Here is a 15,043-nt window from a genome sequence, read left to right as displayed (position 1 = left end):
GGGGTATAAGCCCAAAAAAAACGGGCCGCCTGGGCGACCCGTTTCACGGTTTCCGACTCCGTTAGCCCGCCAGGAAGAAGCGGAAAGAGGGATTATCGGTTTCGTCGTGGCAGTCGTAACCGAGCGCCGTGAGGTGGCGGTCAAATTCCGGCTCCTGCTCACCCAGCTCAAACGCCGCCAGCACCCGGCCATAATCGGTGCCGTGGCTGCGGTAGTGGAACAGCGAGATGTTCCAGTGGGTGCCGAGGGTATGCAGGAATTTCAGCAGCGCGCCCGGCGACTCCGGGAACTCAAAGCTGTAGAGGCGCTCGCGCAGCGGCTTGCTGGGGCGGCCGCCGACCATGTAGCGCACATGCAGCTTGGCCATCTCGTCGTCAGAAAGATCCACCACATGGTAGCCGCCGGCGCGCAGATCGCTGAGGATCTCCTGCCGCTCCAGGTGGCCGCGCGTCAGCCGCACGCCGACAAAGATGCAGGCGTTGTCGGCATCGGCGTAGCGGTAGTTGAACTCGGTTACTGAACGGCCGCCGAGCAGCTGGCAGAAGGTCAGGAAACTGCCTTTCTGCTCCGGGATGGTTACCGCCAGCAGCGCCTCGCGCTGTTCGCCCAGTTCACAACGCTCAGAAACATAGCGCAAACCGTGGAAGTTGAGGTTGGCCCCGGAGAGCACATGCGCCAGCCGTTCGCCCTGAATATTGTGCTGCTGCACATACTTCTTCATCCCGGCCAGCGCCAGTGCGCCGGAAGGCTCGGCGATGGCCCGCACATCCTCAAACAGATCTTTCACTGCGGCGCAGATCGCATCGCTGTCCACGGTGATCACATCGTCGAGGTATTCGCGGCAGAGCCGGAAAGTCTCGTTGCCGATGCGCTTCACCGCCACGCCCTCGGCAAACAGCCCGACGCGCGGCAAATCCACCGGTTCCCCGGCGTCCAGCGCGGCGCGCAGGCAGGCGGAGTCCGCCGCTTCCACGCCGATGACCTGAATCTGCGGCATCAGCTGTTTGATCAGCACCGCCACACCCGCCGCGAGGCCACCGCCGCCCACCGGCACAAAGACCCGGTCGAGGTGCGCGTCCTGTTGCAGCAGCTCCATCGCCAGCGTGCCCTGCCCGGCGATCACCGCCGGGTGGTCAAACGGCGGCACGAAGGTCATGCCCTGCTGCTGCGACAGCTCAATCGCCCGCGCTTTCGCCTCGTCAAAATTCGCGCCGTGCAGCAGCACTTCACCGCCGAAGCTGCGCACTGCGTCCACTTTGATGTCAGCGGTAGCCACCGGCATCACAATCAATGACTTAATGCCGCCGCGCGTGGCGGAGAGCGCCACGCCCTGGGCATGATTACCGGCCGACGCCGTGACCACACCGCGTGCCTTCTGCTCTTCCGTCAGGCCGGCGATCATCGAATAGGCCCCGCGCAGCTTAAAGCTGTGTACCGGCTGGCGATCCTCACGCTTCACCAGCACGGTGTTGCCCAGCCGGGCGGAGATTTTGTCCATCACCTGCAACGGGGTGACCTGCGCGACCTCATACACCGGCGCGCGCAGCACGGCCCTCAGGTATTCCGCGCCGCAGGGGGCGTCGGGCAAAGGGGGTGATACCGCCATGGGTTAGCCTCCCAGCTTGCTCTTATCACGTACCGCGCCTTTGTCGGCGCTGGTGGCCAGCGTGGCATAGGCACGCAGGGCATAAGAAACCTGGCGCTCACGCGCTTTCGGCGTCCAGGCCGCGTCACCGCGGGCGGTCTCTGTCTCACGCCGGGCGGCCAGTTCGCTGTCCGCCACATCCAGGGCGATGCTGCGGCCGGGGATGTCGATGTCGATGATGTCGCCGTCCTGTACCAGCGCAATCAGGCCGCCGCTGGCCGCTTCCGGTGAGACGTGGCCGATGGAGAGGCCGGAGGTGCCGCCGGAGAAGCGGCCGTCGGTGATCAGCGCACAGCTTTTGCCGAGGCCCATCGACTTCAGGTAGGTGGTCGGGTAGAGCATCTCCTGCATCCCCGGCCCGCCTTTCGGCCCCTCGTAGCGGATCACCACCACGTCGCCCGCCACCACTTTGCCGCCAAGGATCGCCTCGACCGCGTCATCCTGGCTTTCATAGACTTTGGCCGGGCCGCGGAAAGTCAGGCTCTCTTTCTCCACCCCGGCGGTCTTCACGATGCAGCCATCTTCGGCCACGTTGCCATACAGCACCGCCAGCCCGCCATCCTGACTGAAAGCGTGTTCGCGGGTGCGGATGCAGCCCTCTTTACGGTCGGTGTCCAGCGTCGGCCAGCGGCAATCCTGTGAGAAGGCCTGCGTCGTGCGGATACCGGCCGGCCCGGCGGCGAACATCTTTTTCACCTCCGGGTTGTCAGTCACCATTACGTCATACTCGGCCAGCGTCTGCGGCAGGGTCTGCATCAGGACGTTATTCACCTCGCGGTTCAGCAGCCCGGCGCGATCCAGCTCGCCGAGAATGCCGATCACGCCACCGGCACGGTGCACATCTTCCATATGGTATTTCGGCGTGCTCGGGGCCACTTTGCAGAGGTGCGGCACTTTGCGTGACAGGCGGTCGATGTCGGTCATGGTGAAGTCGACCTCCCCCTCCTGCGCAGCGGCCAGCAGGTGCAGCACGGTGTTGGTGGAGCCGCCCATCGCGATGTCCAGCGTCATGGCGTTTTCAAACGCGGCTTTATTGGCGATGTTGCGCGGCAGCACGCTCTCATCATCCTGCTCGTAGTAGCGTTTCGCCAGGCTGACGATGCGCTGACCCGCTTTCAGGAACAGCTCTTTGCGGTCGGCGTGGGTCGCCAGCAGCGAGCCGTTGCCCGGCTGCGACAGGCCCAGCGCTTCGGTCAGGCAGTTCATGGAGTTGGCGGTGAACATGCCGGAGCAGGAGCCGCAGGTCGGGCAGGCGGAGCGCTCAATCTGCGCGCTCTCTTCGTCGGAGACTTTCGGGTTCGCGCCCTGAATCATCGCGTCAATCAGGTCCAGCTTGATGATCTTGTCGGAAAGCTTGGTTTTCCCCGCTTCCATCGGGCCGCCGGAGACAAAGATCACCGGGATGTTCAGCCGCAGGGAGGCCATCAGCATCCCCGGGGTAATTTTGTCGCAGTTGGAGATACAGACCATCGCATCCGCGCAGTGGGCGTTGACCATGTACTCCACGGAGTCGGCGATCAGTTCGCGGGAAGGCAGCGAGTAGAGCATGCCGCCGTGGCCCATGGCGATGCCGTCATCCACCGCAATGGTGTTGAACTCTTTGGCCACACCGCCGGAGGCTTCAATCTGTTCTGCCACCAGCTTGCCCAGATCGCGCAGGTGGACGTGGCCCGGCACAAACTGCGTGAAAGAGTTAACCACCGCGATAATCGGCTTGCCGAAATCGGCGTCGGTCATCCCGGTTGCGCGCCACAGCGCGCGGGCACCGGCCATGTTACGGCCGTGGGTTGTGGTAGCGGAACGGTACTTAGGCATGCTCATTTACTCCAGTTATTCTGATAAGCAGGCGGGGAACGGCCGCCTGCCGTTTTGTCTGTCAACGTTACTGCGGGTTGACCGGATCAAGCCAGCCATATTTATCTTCTGTCTCACCGGTGAACAGGCCAAAGAACGCCTGCTGAATGCGTTTGGTCACCGGGCCGCATTTGCCGATGCCGACCTGAATGCCGTCTACGCTGCGCACCGGGGTAATCTCTGCCGCAGTGCCGGACATGAAGACTTCGTCCGCCAGGTAGAGGGACTCACGTGACAACACCTGCTCACGCACTTCGATGCCCAGATCTTTCGCCAGCTTGATAATGGCGTCACGGGTGATGCCCGGCAGCGCTGAGGAGGTGAACGGCGGGGTGAACAGGATGCCGTCTTTCACTTCAAACAGGTTTTCGCCCGCACCTTCAGAGACATAGCCGTGGACGTCCAGCGCGATCCCTTCCTGGTAACCGTGGCGGCGCGCTTCGCTGCCCACCAGCAGGGAGGAGAGGTAGTTGCCGCCCGCTTTCGCGCCGGTCGGGATGGTGTTGGCCGCCACGCGGTTCCAGGAGGAGACCATCGCATCGATGCCCTGATCCAGCGCCTCTTCACCCAGGTAAGCGCCCCACGGGAAGGCCGCGATGATCACGTCCGTCTGGTAGTTGTCCGGCGGGTTGACGCCCATGCCGACATCGCCCACAAACACCAGCGGGCGGATGTAAGCGCTGGTCAGGTTGTTTTTACGCAGGGTGGCGCGGCACGCTTCCATCAGCTCATCCACGCTCTGGGAGACCGGCAGGCGGTAAATTTTGGCGGAGTCACGCAGGCGCTGCATATGTTCACGGTGGCGGAACACCGCCGGACCGTTGTTGGTCTGGTAGCAGCGTACGCCTTCAAAGACTGAGGTGCCGTAGTGCAGCGCATGGGACATCACGTGTACTTTGGCCTCTGCCCAGGGAACCATCTCGCCATTGAACCAAATATAATCCGCTTTCTTGGTCATGCTTCTCTTCCTTCTTACGCGTCAGGCGCGTATTTGTTGTGATGTGTGTTGCTGGATCTCGACGCAGGCGACATCCATCAGTTTGCATAACTGACTAGACAGTAAATCCACCGGACGCTGGCTGGCAACGGTCAATTCGATATTCACGTTGTCGCTGTTGCCGGCCTGGCCCATGTTCATCGCGCAGACCTGAAAACCACGGTGGCGCACCACGCGCAGCACGCGTTCTAACATCTCAGGGCGGAAGCGGGCCTGAATGGATACCTGATGTTGCATCATGACATTTTCTCCAACATAGCTTCGTTACCGGCGCCCGGCGGCACCAGCGGCCAGACGTTCTCATTTTCGTCGATGGAAACCTGGAGCAGATACGGCCCCTCACTGCGGTAGAGGGCATCCAGGGCGGCACCGACCTCTTCTTTACGGCTGATACGCTGGCCGGGAATGCCGAAGGCGGCGGCCAGCATCAGGAAATCGGGGTTATCGGACAAATTGGTCTCGCTGAAGCGGCTCTCAAAGAAAAGCTCCTGCCACTGGCGCACCATGCCTAAACGCTGGTTGTCGATCAGTACGATTTTCAGCGGCAGCTGCTTGCGCTTGATGGTGCCCAGCTCCTGCACATTCATCATGAATGAGCCGTCGCCGGAGACGCAGATGACCGTGTCGTCCGGGCGCGCGACCTGCGCCCCGACCGCCGCCGGGACGCCGAAGCCCATGGTGCCCAGGCCGCTGGAGGTGATGAAATTCTCCGGGCGGTCAAAGGTCATGTGCTGCGCCGCCCACATCTGATGCTGGCCGACGTCGGTGGTGACAATGGTGCCCGCAGGTTTGCGGTCAGAAAGCTGTTTCAGGAACAGCGGCGCGTAGATCGCCTCGCCCGGGTGATCGTAACGCCAGCCGTTGGCGGCTTTCAGCGCCATCACTTCCTGACGCCAGCCGTCGATGGCCAGCGGCTGTTGCAGTGCCGGCAGCAGCGTGTTCAGGTCACCCTGTAAGGCGACGTGGGCCTGGCGCAGCTTGTTCATCTCCGCCGGGTCGATGTCCATGTGGATCACCTTCGCGTGCGGCGCGAACGCATTCAGTTTGCCGGTGACCCGGTCATCGAAGCGCGCGCCCACGGCGATCAGCAGGTCACACGCCTGTACCGCCAGGTTGGCCGCTTTGGTGCCGTGCATCCCCAGCATGCCGAGATAGCACGGGTGACCTGCATCCGGCGCGCCCAGCCCTTTCAGGGTGGCGACCGTCGGGATATTGGTTTCAGCGATAAAGGCGCGCAGCGCCGGGACGGCTTGTGCCATGCCGACCCCACCGCCGACGTACAGCATCGGCTGGCGCGCCTGTGCCAGCATCGCGCGCGCCTGCGCCAGCTCGGCCGCCGGGTGAACGATTTGCTCTTCGACCGGCATCAGGTGCGGGGTCAAATCGCCGACGGCCAGCTGAATATCTTTAGGAATATCAATCAATACCGGGCCGGGGCGGCCGCCCGCGGCAATCGCGAAAGCTTCTGCGATGATGCCTGGCAGGGCCTCCAGCGACTCCACCAAAAAGCTGTGTTTGGTGCAGGCCAGGGAGAGGCCCAGCACGTCGATCTCCTGGAAGGCGTCGGTGCCGATCAGCGCTGAACCCACCTGCCCGGTGATGGCGACCACAGGAACAGAATCAAGCAGCGCATCGGCCAGGCCGGTGATCAGGTTAGTGGCACCGGGGCCGGAAGTGGCAATGCAGACCCCGACTTTACCGGTGGAACGGGCATAACCAATGGCTGCCATCGCAGCACCTTGCTCATGGCGACACAGTAGGTGTTCCACACCGCCGTCATACAGAGCATCGTACACCGGCATGATGGCACCACCGGGGTAGCCGAATACCGTGTCCACTTCCTGTGCGCGTAACGCTTGTACTACCCACTGTGCACCATTCATGGTTATTCCCCCGCCTTACTGCGGGAAGCGCAGAATATTATGCTGTTGTTCATCTTCTGTCCTCGCTTCACTTTTCACCGGCCATAAAAAAACCCCCGGACCTTACGGTGCGGGGGTTCTCTTCAGTTTCAGACTTGTTTTCTAAGCCTTTCTTCGTCCAAGTGCAGCCCCGCACGGTGGGATAATAATCACCACCACGCGAATCACGACTAGGCTGACAACCTGGAAAAGGGCTTTCATATTGGGGTCTGACACTCTTGTCTGTCGAATTAATGTCTACAGAGTTATCACAGGCGATTAAACGATGACAATACTTTTTTTGCGTGACTATTTTCCCACCAGCGATCAGGGCGCGAATAATTAACTTGTAAATCAAGGGGTCACTTCAGGATGCGCGGCCACCAGATTGTAAGTTGAATTTTTTGCAACTTCACGTTTCACCTCTGGTTCACGGAATAATGGGTCAATGCGGCAGTCACGCATTAACAGGGACCCGTCTTTTTTGCGTGCTGCTTCCCAACGCTGTACGTAACCCGCTGCTTTTCCAATTATTTCCGGCAGCCGGGTTCCAATCCACGGCTGTACCAGTAGGAGGAAGCGCGCAGCGGCGCGATGATGGCCTTTTTACAAGGAGGCCTTATGGCACTCGCCGTTGTCGCAACCCGCGCCACGCTGGGCGTGCAGGCACCTGACGTGACCGTTGAAGTGCATATCAGTAACGGACTGCCCGCCCTGACATTGGTGGGCCTGCCGGAAACCACCGTCAAGGAGGCGCGTGACCGGGTGCGCAGCGCCCTGATCAACAGCGGGTTCGCTTTCCCTGCCAGGCGCATTACCGTGAACCTGGCCCCGGCCGATCTGCCCAAAGAGGGCGGCCGTTACGATCTGCCGATCGCGCTGGCGATTCTCGTTGCCTCAGAACAGCTGAAAGCCGACAAACTCGCCCATTATGAGTTCCTTGGGGAGCTGGCGCTCTCCGGCGCATTACGGGGAGTAAACGGTGCCATTCCGGCCGCATTGGAGGCAGTAAAAGCCGGGCGGCAGCTGATTCTGCCTGCCGATAACGCCGCCGAAATGACACTGATTGCCCAGGGAAAGGCGTTGATCGCGCAGGATCTGTTGCATGTTTGCCGCTTTCTGGCAGGCGACCTGACGCTGCCGGCGGTAGAGCCATTACAGGCTGGGGAAACAGAGAGTGACGCCCCCGATCTGAACGATATTATCGGCCAGGAGCAGGCAAAACGGGCGCTGGAAATTGCCGCGGCCGGCGGACATAACCTGCTGCTGTTAGGGCCGCCCGGCACCGGCAAAAGTATGCTGGCCTGCCGCCTGAATGGCCTATTACCTCCCCTGACCGATCAGGAGGCGCTGGAGAGCAGCGCTGTCACCAGTCTGGTGGAAGTGGGCGGCAATGCGCGTGCGTGGCGTGCGCGCCCGTTCCGCGCGCCGCACCATAGCGCGTCGATGTCCGCCCTGGTGGGCGGCGGCTCCCTGCCCCGCCCGGGTGAGATCTCACTGGCGCATAATGGCGTGCTGTTTCTGGATGAGCTGCCGGAGTTTGAGCGCCGGGTGCTGGATGCACTGCGCGAGCCGCTGGAGTCGGGGGAGATTGTGGTCTCCCGCGCACGGGCCAAGATCTGCTTCCCGGCGCGGGTACAGCTGATTGCCGCGATGAACCCCAGCCCCACCGGTCACTATCAGGGCCTCCACCACCGCACCTCGTCCCAGCAGGTGCTGCGCTACCTCAGCCGCCTTTCCGGCCCCTTTCTCGACCGGTTTGACCTGTCGATTGAGGTGCCGCTCCTGCCGCCGGGTACGTTAAGCCGCCAGCGGGCACCGGCAGAATCGAGCCGGGAAGTCCGGCTGCGGGTCATCGCCGCACGGGAAAGGCAGCTCGCGCGGGCAGGGAAAATCAACGCGCAGCTCAGCAGCCACGACATTGACCACTATTGCGCCCTCTCCGCGGAGGACGCGCAATTCCTGGAAGAGGTATTAACCAAACTCGGGCTTTCGGTGCGCGCCTGGCACCGTATCCTGAAAGTGGCAAGAACCATTGCCGATCTGGCAGGCCAGCCGGTACTCCACCGCTCACATCTCGCTGAGGCACTCAGCTATCGCTGCATGGATCGTCTACTCTTAAAACTGCACCAGCAGGGGGCGTAGCCGGGCCAATAAAAAACGGGGCACAGGCCCCGTTGATTATCAGTCGTCGCTTTCGGTGTAATCTTCGACGGTATCCATCTGCGGTTTACCACCGGACAGAGTATGGAAGCGCTTCGGACGGCGGATACGGGTTACGTATTTAGTCCAAACCTTCTCAGCCTCGGTCGTCGGTTCACGATCGCCGCGACATACCGCCAGAAACTGCACCTCTTCATCAGTAACCGGCTCGCGTTTCCCCAGGTCCAGCTCGTTGAACGCGTTGCCGTGGCGCTCTAGCAATTGCGCCTCTTTAATGGTGAAATCGCCGTGGCGGGAGAACCCGCGCGGATAGTGTTTGTTATCAAAAAATCGATTTGTCGTGGTGAAGCTTTCCGCCATCTGACACGCTCCTAATTCATTCATGGCCGTGCTGTTTATGGCGCGGAGTATTAGTTAGGGTTGACATTGTGTAAAACAAAACATTTAAATCTATACGACAAAAAATTTTGGAGATGGGTGTGGACACGGAATTACTGAAAACCTTTCTGGAGGTCAGTAGAACTCGCCATTTTGGTCGCGCGGCGGAATCACTGTATTTGACGCAATCTGCGGTTAGTTTCCGTATCCGGCAACTGGAAAACCAGTTGGGTGCCAACTTGTTCACCCGCCACCGTAATAACATCCGTTTGACGCCCGCCGGTGAGCGGCTGCTGCCCTATGCGGAGAGCCTGATGAGTACCTGGCAGCAGGCGAAGAAAGAGGTGGTGCGCTCGCTGCAACATGCCGAGCTCTCTATTGGAGCGACGGCGTCACTCTGGGAGGCATTTCTCACCCCCTGGTTGCAGACGCTCTACCAGACGCACAGCGCGTTACAGCTCGAGGCGCGGGTCGCCCTGCGCCATTCGCTGGTGAAACAGTTGCATGAGCGGGAGCTGGATCTGCTGATCACCACAGAGCAGCCGAAAATGGATGAGCTGGCCAGCCAGCTGGTGGGTAATTTTTCGTTACGTCTTTTTACCGGCTTGCAGAACGGCCCGCCCTCCCGGAAAAATTATATCCGCCTGGAGTGGGGTGCAGACTTTACCCAGCATGAGAGCCGGATTATCCCGAACGACCAGGAACCGATGTTGACTACCACCTCCGCCTATCTGACCCGTCAGTTAGTGGAAACCACCGGAGGATGTGCCTTCCTGCCCAGCCACTGGGTGCGCCTCTACCCGAAGCTGGAGGTGAACGACGATATCCCTGCCCTCGTCCGCCCCCTGTATGCCGTCTGGCTGCAAAACAGCGATCAGCAGGCGCTGATCCGGCTGTTACTGAAAACCCCGGTACAGACTGACGCTTAAGACGCCGCCGTGTTGGGCCGCGGGTGCCGCAGCCTGGCCCGCCGTGCACTCCAGAAGACGTTCATGCCTTTTTGCATCCCGATAAAGACAAACAGCAAAATCCCGATGACAATTTTGGTCCACCAGGAGCTGAGTGTGCCGTCAAAGGTGATGTAGGTCTGAATCAGGCCCTGAATCATCACGCCGAACAGGCTGCCCAGCACCGTGCCGACCCCACCGCTTAATAAGGTGCCGCCGATGACCACTGCAGCAATGGCGTCCAGCTCCACGCCGCTGGCGGCCAGCGCATACCCGGCTGAGGTGTAGAGCGAAAACACAATGCCGGAAAGCACTGCCAGCGTACTGGAGAGCATGTAGATATAAATCGTGGTTTTGCGCACCGGTACGCCCATCAGACCGGCTGAATGCGCATTACCGCCGATAGCGTAGACGTTATTGCCGAACCGGGTACGGTGCGCCAATACAATGCCCACGCCTACCACCAACAGCATAATCAGCGCCAACAGCGTAAAGCGGCCGCCGCCCGGCATTTTCCAGGCATAGCTGGCCAGCGTGGTATAGACCGGGTGATCGATCGGAATGGACTCCTCAGAGACGATAAAGCTCATGCCGCGGATAAAGAACATGCCTGCCAGGGTAATGATAAAGGCCGGCAGTTTCAGGGTGTCGATGATCCAGCCCATCAGCCCGCCGAACATCGCGCCCATCACCAGCACGATGCCGAATGCGGCAAACGGGTTAATGCCCATGTCGCCAATCAGTGTTGCCAGCAGCACGCCGGTAAAGGCAATCACGGAGCCGACCGAGAGATCGATCCCACCGGAAAGGATGACAAAGGTCATGCCGACCGCAACGATGCCGAGGAATGCATTGTCAGTCAGCAAATCTCCCATGACGCGGGTGGAGGCGAAGCCCGGGAATTGGGTCAGGCAGTAGGCATAGCCCAGGATAAACACCACGATGGTGATTAACAGGGGAAGATTACGTTTCAGCATCAGGGTTTTCTCCGTAACAGGCCATGCAATGAGACGCGCGGCGACTGCACCACCAGAACGGCCAGTACCACTACCGCTTTCAGCACCAGATTAAATTCCGGTTTAAACCCGGAGAGAAGAATGCCGGTGTTCATGCCCTGAATGATCAGTGCACCAATGACCGAGAGCAGCAGGTTAAAGCGGCCGCCCAACAGGGAGCCGCCGCCAATGACCACGGCCAGAATCGCATCCAGTTCCAGCCATAACCCGGCGTTATTGGCGTCCGCCCCCCGGATGTCTGCCGTTACAATCACGCCGGCCACCGCCGCACAGATGCCGCAAATCACATACACGGCGACCAGCACCAGCCGGGTGTTCACGCCCGCATTGTAGGCAGAGCGCAGGTTGATGCCGACGGACTCAATAAATAGCCCGAGCGCGGTTTTGCGGGTCAGTACCCAGACGGCCAGCAGCATCACCGCAGCAATGATGATCGGCATCGGCAGGTAGAAAAGCGCCCCGCTGCCCAGGTGGGAAAAGGCCCCGCCATCAAAGGTGACAATCTGCCCCTGGGTGATCAGCTGGGCGATACCACGGCCGGCGACCATCAGCATCAGGGTGGCAACAATTGGCTGGATCTGTAGAACCGCCACCAGAAAGCCGTTCCACAGCCCGCAGATCGCCCCGACGGCCAGCGCAGCAGGCAGCACCACGGCCAGCGGCTGCCCGGCACTGGTCAGCGTGGCAGCGGTTGCTCCGGCGATGGCCATCACCGCCCCGACGGAAAGGTCAATGCCGCCGGTGGCGATCACCAGCGTCATCCCCAGTGCCAGCAGGGCGACCGGCGCACCACGGTTAAAAATATCGATCAGGCTGCCGAACAGGCGGCCATCCTGAATATGCACAGAGAAAAAATGGGGGGCGACCAGGCTGTCAATCAGCAAAATAATCGCCAGCGCGCCAAACTGCGTGACGCCTTTGGGGAGAACCCAGCGAATCTTGCGGGGGGTGCCTGTCATCGGTACGCTCCTGTGGTTCATGGCGGGCTCCTATTGCACAGCAATGGCTTTCATAATGGCCGGGACGCTGATCTCATCATGCTCAATCGTGGTGATGTGACGCCGGTCGCGCAGTACCACCACGCGATCCGCATAGCCTGCCAGCTCCTCAAGTTCTGATGAGATCACCAGCAGCGCCAGGCCATCAGCACAGAGTTTTTCAATCAGCCGGATAATTTCCGCATGGGCACCGACGTCAATTCCGCGCGTCGGCTCATCCAGGATCAGGAATTTAGGTTGGGTAGCCAGCCAGCGGGAGAGCAGCACTTTTTGCTGGTTGCCGCCGGAGAGGTATTGGATCTCCTGCTCCGACCCGGGAGTACGGATGCCGAGCAGTTTGATAAAGTTTGCCGCGATCTGCTGCTGCTCTTTGAAAGGGATCGGGCGCAGCCAGCCGCGCTGCGCCTGTAGCGCGAGGATAATATTTTCACGGACTGTGGCCGCACCGATGATGCCGTCTGTTTTGCGGTCTTCCGGACAATAACCAAAACCGAGCCTGGCTGCCTTACGGGGAGTGGTGACCTTTACGGCCCGCCCCTGTACCTTCGCCCGGCCGGAATCATATTTTCTGATGCCAAAAATCAGCTGGGCCGTTTCCGTCCTGCCGGAACCGAGCAGCCCCGCCAGCCCGACAATTTCGCCGGGGCGTACGGCCAAATCAAAATTCTCCACCACGCCCCGGCGGCCATAATCGTTAAATTCTACCCACGGCGTACCCTGCGCCGGTGCATGATCGGCCCGTTTCAACAGCGCTTCATCAAAGCTATGGCCCAGCATCATCTGCACCAGTTCCAACCGGGGCAGCTCCGCGGTAGTGCGGGTACCGACCAGCGACCCGTTACGCAGCACTGTAATGCGGTCGCTGATGCGATAGACCTGATCGAGAAAATGGGTGACGAAGATCATGGCGACACCGCGATCCCGCAATTGCGCCAGAATCTCCAGCAGCATGCTGACCTCTTTGGCATCCAGGCTCGCTGTCGGCTCGTCGAGAATCAGCACCTTTGCCGAGAGATCTACCGCCCGGGCGATGGCGACAATCTGCTGGATCGCAATAGAGTAGAGGGACAAAGGCTGGCTGACATCCAGATGCAGCCCATAGCCTTCCAGTAAGGCCTGCGCCTGACGCTCCATCAATGCCTGGTTGACCATGCCGAAGCGGGTAGGCTCCCGGCCAATAAACAGGTTAGCGGCGACAGAGATATTCGGCAGTAAATTTACCTCCTGATACACCGTACCAATGCCAAGTGCCTGCGCCTGGGCCTGGGCAGTGCTGAGGGGATCAATCAGCTGATTCTCCAGCCGGATCGTGCCTTCTGAACGGCGATAGACGCCTGTGAGAGCTTTGATAAGCGTTGATTTACCGGCGCCATTTTCGCCTAACAGCGCCACAATCTCGCCACGGTGCAAAGTAAAATCAACCTGCTGTAATGCTTTTACGCCCGGGAATTCAACGGATAAGCCGCGAATCTCAAGCAAAGGTTCAGTGTGCGGGTTTTCCATCGTTTACCTCTGTGCGCCCTGGTGTCAGTGCAACATGTCGTAAAAAAGCCGGTACCGCACAGGCACCGGCTCAGCACTCAGTAGCCCATATTTTTCTTTTGGTCATACTCTTGTTGTGCCGTATCCGGCAGCATCAGGGTGGAGGCGGTCTGAATGAACTTTGGTGGCTGGGTGCCGTTTTTCTTCATCGCCAATAAGGCATCGAAAGCGGGGCCGGCCATATTTGGCGTCAGCTCAACGGAGGCATTGGCTTCCCCGTTCAGCATGGCTTTGTAGATGTCCGGCACGCCGTCAATCGAGACAATTTTGATTTGCGAGCCGGGTTTCAGGCCGGCTTCTTTAATTGCCTGAATGGCACCGATGGCCATATCGTCGTTATGGGCGTAAACCGCACAGATGTTTTTGCCGTTCTGCTCCGCTTTAATGAAGCTCTCCATAACCTCTTTGCCCTTACTGCGGGTAAAGTCGCCGGATTGGGAACGGATAATTTTTATCCCTGGGGCTGAAGCAATGCCTTCGGCAAACCCTTTCTTACGGTTGATGGCGACGCTCGCCCCTACCGTGCCTTGTAATTCCACTACATTGCATGGCTTACCTGCGGCCTCTTTCACCAGCCATTGGCCTGCGACTTCGCCTTCGTGCACGCTGTCTGACGCGATAGCGGCGGTATAAAGGGAGGGATCGCTGACTTCAATCGTCCGATCGAGCAGGAAGACCGGGATATTGGCCTCTTTCGCTTCGGTTAAGACGGGTGCCCAACCAGTAGCCACCACGGGTGCAATGAAAATGGCATCAACGCCCTGCGCAATGAACGAACGGATCGCTTTGATCTGGTTTTCCTGTTTCTGCTGCGCATCCGCAATTTTCAAGGTGATACCGCGCTTTTCCGCTTCGAGTTTCGACACTTTTGTCTCAGCAGAGCGCCATCCTGATTCTGAACCTATCTGGGAAAATCCTACAACCAACGGGGCAGCCTGCGCCGTTCCACAGAGCGTGGACGCTACGGCAGCAGCTATCAGTAATCGCCTGTACATATTTTTCTCCTCGCGGGTAGTCTTTGGCTACGCTGGTATTGGGGTGTGGGGGTACAGCAGATATGTCATCGCTCAGTGAGGGCCTGGAATAGCAGCTTCAGGCAATATTTAAGCGCCCAGCCCTGTCCGTTTCAAAGGCGCACTGACTCAGGATGATGCTTAGTTGTAGTACATTGGAAAAAATGAATAATGAGCCTGATCACATCCCCATATAACAATTAATTTGTACATATCTTCAGCGAAAATAGCCTGAAAAGGGAACGATTCCGCTCAGAGAATTCATACCGATTCGCCATCGCAGGTGTAAAAAATAAAACCAGGGGACAAAAGAGAATAGAAATACAGCAGGAGAAAGGAGAAAGGAGAAAGGAGAAAGGAGAAAGGAGAAAATAGTGTGCTGATCGACAGACGAAAAAAAACCCTTCGTTTTCACGAAGGGTTTTTATCTGGCAGGGGCGGAGAGACTCGAACTCCCAACACCCGGTTTTGGAGACCGGTGCTCTACCAATTGAACTACGCCCCTAAATAGGGTGGCGGTGCGGACGGGACTCGAACCCGCGACCCCCGGCGTGACAGGCCGGTATTCTAACCGACTGAACTACCGCAC

General features: G+C 59.5%; 13 protein-coding genes and 1 tRNA gene. 2 read left to right on the top strand and 12 right to left on the bottom strand.

The genetic code is table 11. The annotated features are described in order from the left end of the window. Positions 1-61: 61 nt before the first annotated feature. The 6 genes from ilvA to ilvL all read right to left on the bottom strand — a co-directional run bounded on the left by ilvA (position 62) and on the right by ilvL (position 6,619). Positions 62-1,606, bottom strand: coding sequence for a threonine ammonia-lyase, biosynthetic (gene ilvA, locus CYR32_RS18560; protein WP_101826635.1), 1,545 nt, complete (start codon positions 1,604-1,606; stop codon positions 62-64). Between the two features lie 3 nt (positions 1,607-1,609). Continuing rightward, positions 1,610-3,460, bottom strand: a complete 1,851-nt coding sequence (gene ilvD, locus CYR32_RS18555; RefSeq protein WP_101826653.1) for a dihydroxy-acid dehydratase — start codon at positions 3,458-3,460, stop codon at positions 1,610-1,612. Positions 3,461-3,527: 67 nt separating this feature from the next. Then, the gene (locus CYR32_RS18550; protein ID WP_101826634.1) at positions 3,528-4,457 is read right to left on the bottom strand and encodes a branched-chain amino acid transaminase; all 930 of its coding nucleotides are present in this window, start codon (positions 4,455-4,457) and stop codon (positions 3,528-3,530) included. Positions 4,458-4,478: 21 nt separating this feature from the next. Beyond that, positions 4,479-4,736 carry an acetolactate synthase 2 small subunit gene (ilvM, locus tag CYR32_RS18545; protein WP_101826633.1) on the bottom strand — a complete coding sequence of 86 codons (258 nt, stop codon included), beginning with the start codon at positions 4,734-4,736 and terminating at the stop codon, positions 4,479-4,481. Next, a complete protein-coding gene (ilvG, locus tag CYR32_RS18540) occupies positions 4,733-6,379 on the bottom strand; it encodes an acetolactate synthase 2 catalytic subunit (RefSeq protein ID WP_101826632.1) in 1,647 nt (548 codons plus the stop codon). The genes ilvM and ilvG overlap by 4 nt, the downstream gene beginning before the upstream one ends. A gap of 141 nt (positions 6,380-6,520) precedes the next feature. Next, positions 6,521-6,619: an ilv operon leader peptide gene (gene ilvL / locus CYR32_RS18535; RefSeq protein ID WP_101826631.1), complete on the bottom strand. Its 99-nt coding sequence runs from the start codon at positions 6,617-6,619 to the stop codon at positions 6,521-6,523. Between the two features lie 399 nt (positions 6,620-7,018). Here ilvL and CYR32_RS18530 point away from each other — a divergent pair, with 399 nt between their 5' ends. Continuing rightward, on the top strand, positions 7,019-8,542 hold the full coding sequence (locus CYR32_RS18530; protein ID WP_101826630.1) for a YifB family Mg chelatase-like AAA ATPase: 1,524 nt from the start codon (positions 7,019-7,021) through the stop codon (positions 8,540-8,542). Positions 8,543-8,581: 39 nt separating this feature from the next. Here the strand turns inward: CYR32_RS18530 and CYR32_RS18525 are convergent, their stop codons facing one another. Next, positions 8,582-8,920, bottom strand: coding sequence for a MaoP family protein (locus CYR32_RS18525; protein WP_101826629.1), 339 nt, complete (start codon positions 8,918-8,920; stop codon positions 8,582-8,584). Positions 8,921-9,039: 119 nt separating this feature from the next. On the opposite strand from CYR32_RS18525, the gene hdfR reads away from it, so the two are divergent. After that, the gene (gene hdfR, locus CYR32_RS18520) at positions 9,040-9,867 is read left to right on the top strand and encodes an HTH-type transcriptional regulator HdfR (protein ID WP_101826652.1); all 828 of its coding nucleotides are present in this window, start codon (positions 9,040-9,042) and stop codon (positions 9,865-9,867) included. Here the strand turns inward: hdfR and yjfF are convergent. The 5 genes from yjfF to CYR32_RS18495 all read right to left on the bottom strand — a co-directional run bounded on the left by yjfF (position 9,864) and on the right by CYR32_RS18495 (position 14,959). Beyond that, positions 9,864-10,862: a galactofuranose ABC transporter, permease protein YjfF gene (yjfF, locus tag CYR32_RS18515; protein WP_101826628.1), complete on the bottom strand. Its 999-nt coding sequence runs from the start codon at positions 10,860-10,862 to the stop codon at positions 9,864-9,866. The genes hdfR and yjfF overlap by 4 nt on opposite strands. Continuing rightward, a complete protein-coding gene (gene ytfT, locus CYR32_RS18510; RefSeq protein ID WP_101826627.1) occupies positions 10,862-11,881 on the bottom strand; it encodes a galactofuranose ABC transporter, ATP-binding protein YtfT in 1,020 nt (339 codons plus the stop codon). The genes yjfF and ytfT overlap by 1 nt, the downstream gene beginning before the upstream one ends. A 9-nt stretch (positions 11,882-11,890) precedes the next feature. Further along, positions 11,891-13,402 (bottom strand): sugar ABC transporter ATP-binding protein, encoded by a 1,512-nt coding sequence (locus tag CYR32_RS18505; protein WP_101826626.1) that lies wholly within the window; start codon positions 13,400-13,402, stop codon positions 11,891-11,893. Between the two features lie 77 nt (positions 13,403-13,479). Further along, on the bottom strand, positions 13,480-14,436 hold the full coding sequence (gene ytfQ, locus CYR32_RS18500) for a galactofuranose ABC transporter, galactofuranose-binding protein YtfQ (protein WP_101826625.1): 957 nt from the start codon (positions 14,434-14,436) through the stop codon (positions 13,480-13,482). Positions 14,437-14,883: 447 nt separating this feature from the next. After that, positions 14,884-14,959, bottom strand: a tRNA-Trp gene (locus CYR32_RS18495). Positions 14,960-15,043 lie beyond the last annotated feature (84 nt).

Source organism: Chimaeribacter coloradensis (assembly GCF_002858715.1).
Lineage (GTDB): Bacteria > Pseudomonadota > Gammaproteobacteria > Enterobacterales > Enterobacteriaceae > Chimaeribacter > Chimaeribacter coloradensis.
The sequence above is the reverse complement of the archived record's forward strand: the minus strand, read 5'-3'. Positions and strand labels throughout refer to the sequence as shown.

Bases quoted from the DNA above. Each gene is read 5' to 3' on its own strand.
- CYR32_RS18550 (WP_101826634.1), bottom strand. From the start codon at position 4,457: ATGACCAAGAAAGCGGATTATATTTGGTTCAATGGCGAGATGGTTCCC.
- ilvD (WP_101826653.1), bottom strand. From the start codon at position 3,460: ATGCCTAAGTACCGTTCCGCTACCACAACCCACGGCCGTAACATGGCC.
- ytfQ (WP_101826625.1), bottom strand. From the start codon at position 14,436: ATGTACAGGCGATTACTGATAGCTGCTGCCGTAGCGTCCACGCTCTGT.
- CYR32_RS18505 (WP_101826626.1), bottom strand. From the start codon at position 13,402: ATGGAAAACCCGCACACTGAACCTTTGCTTGAGATTCGCGGCTTATCC.
- ilvL (WP_101826631.1), bottom strand. From the start codon at position 6,619: ATGAAAGCCCTTTTCCAGGTTGTCAGCCTAGTCGTGATTCGCGTGGTG.
- ilvG (WP_101826632.1), bottom strand. From the start codon at position 6,379: ATGAATGGTGCACAGTGGGTAGTACAAGCGTTACGCGCACAGGAAGTG.
- CYR32_RS18525 (WP_101826629.1), bottom strand. From the start codon at position 8,920: ATGGCGGAAAGCTTCACCACGACAAATCGATTTTTTGATAACAAACAC.
- ilvM (WP_101826633.1), bottom strand. From the start codon at position 4,736: ATGATGCAACATCAGGTATCCATTCAGGCCCGCTTCCGCCCTGAGATG.
- CYR32_RS18530 (WP_101826630.1), top strand. From the start codon at position 7,019: ATGGCACTCGCCGTTGTCGCAACCCGCGCCACGCTGGGCGTGCAGGCA.
- ilvA (WP_101826635.1), bottom strand. From the start codon at position 1,606: ATGGCGGTATCACCCCCTTTGCCCGACGCCCCCTGCGGCGCGGAATAC.
- yjfF (WP_101826628.1), bottom strand. From the start codon at position 10,862: ATGCTGAAACGTAATCTTCCCCTGTTAATCACCATCGTGGTGTTTATC.
- ytfT (WP_101826627.1), bottom strand. From the start codon at position 11,881: ATGAACCACAGGAGCGTACCGATGACAGGCACCCCCCGCAAGATTCGC.